Here is a 1,213-nt window from a genome sequence, read left to right on the forward strand (position 1 = left end):
AGCATCCTGGCAGGCTACATGATCGCGCTCTACGGGGGGCAGGCGATCGGCCAGTTCACGCTGAACCTTGGCGGCGGGGGCTCGACGATGCCGCTGCTGGCGGGCTCGATCCTGATCTCGCTTGCCGCCGTGCCGGTGGTGCTGACCCGCATCGCCGCGCCCGCACGGGGAGAGGCGGCGTCGCTCACGTTTCGCGAACTCTACGCGGTATCGCCGCTGGGGATCGTCGGGGCCTTCCTGACCGGCGTGATGCTCGGCGCGTTCTACGCGATGGGCGCGGTCTATGCGCGGCGATCCGGGCTGGACCTGTCTGCGACGGCTCTGTTCATGAGCGTGGTCATCATGGGCGGCGTCGCTCTGCAATGGCCGCTCGGCCGCCTGTCCGACCGGATGGATCGGCGCAAGGTGATCGTGATGGGTTTTGCCGGAACGCTAATTGCCAGCCTCGCGATCGCGCTGACGAGCGGCACCCTGCCGCTGATGGCGTTCGGTGCCTTGTTTGGCGGCTTGAGTTTCGCTCTGTACCCTTTGTGTGTCGCTCACACCAACGATCACTTGACCTCGGATCAGCGGATAGCGGCCAGTGGGGGGCTGGTGCTTCTCTACTCGCTCGGCGCCGCGATCGGGCCTTCGATGGCGGCTATCGCGATGACTTTTCTGGGAACTTCGGGACTGTTCCTGTTCGTCGCAGCCTGTGCAGGCACGGCGCTCGCCTTCGGCTTGTGGCGGCAGGCCCGTTCCGAGCCGGTGCCGACCCATCTTCAGGAAACCTACGTCGTTCTGCCGCGAACCACGCCCCTTTCAATCGAAATGTCGGCCACGCCTGACGCCGCCGACGAAAGCACATCTTCATGACCGAACCGACCTCGCCCGCCGTCCTGCACCGCGCAATCGCCGCCTCGGCTATCGGCAACGCCACCGAATGGTTCGACTACGGCATCTACGCATATGGAGTGACGTATATCTCCGCCGCGCTTTTCCCGGGGGAAACGGCGGAAGCGACGCTGTTCGCGCTGGCGACGTTCGCGATCTCGTTCCTGATCCGCCCGCTCGGAGGGTTCTTCTGGGGTCCATTGGGAGATCGTTACGGGCGCAAGGCGGTACTGGGGATAACGATCGTGATGATGGCAGGCGCGACCGTGGCCGTCGGCTTGATCCCGTCTTATGCGACGATCGGGCTGTGGGCGCCCGCACTGCTGGTCCTTCTGCGCAT

2 protein-coding genes are annotated in these 1,213 nt (G+C 65.2%); both read left to right on the forward strand.

What is annotated here, in order from left to right; genetic code table 11:
- A partial coding sequence (locus ACYPYD_RS26085) for an MFS transporter (RefSeq protein ID WP_459666539.1) occupies window positions 1-855 on the forward strand: 855 nt, incomplete at its 5' end.
- Window positions 852-1,213, forward strand: a 362-nt coding sequence (locus ACYPYD_RS26090; RefSeq protein WP_459666541.1) for an MFS transporter, incomplete at its 3' end; no start/stop codon positions are given. The genes ACYPYD_RS26085 and ACYPYD_RS26090, both read left to right, overlap by 4 nt.

The organism is Novosphingobium sp. 11B (genome assembly GCF_054589055.1).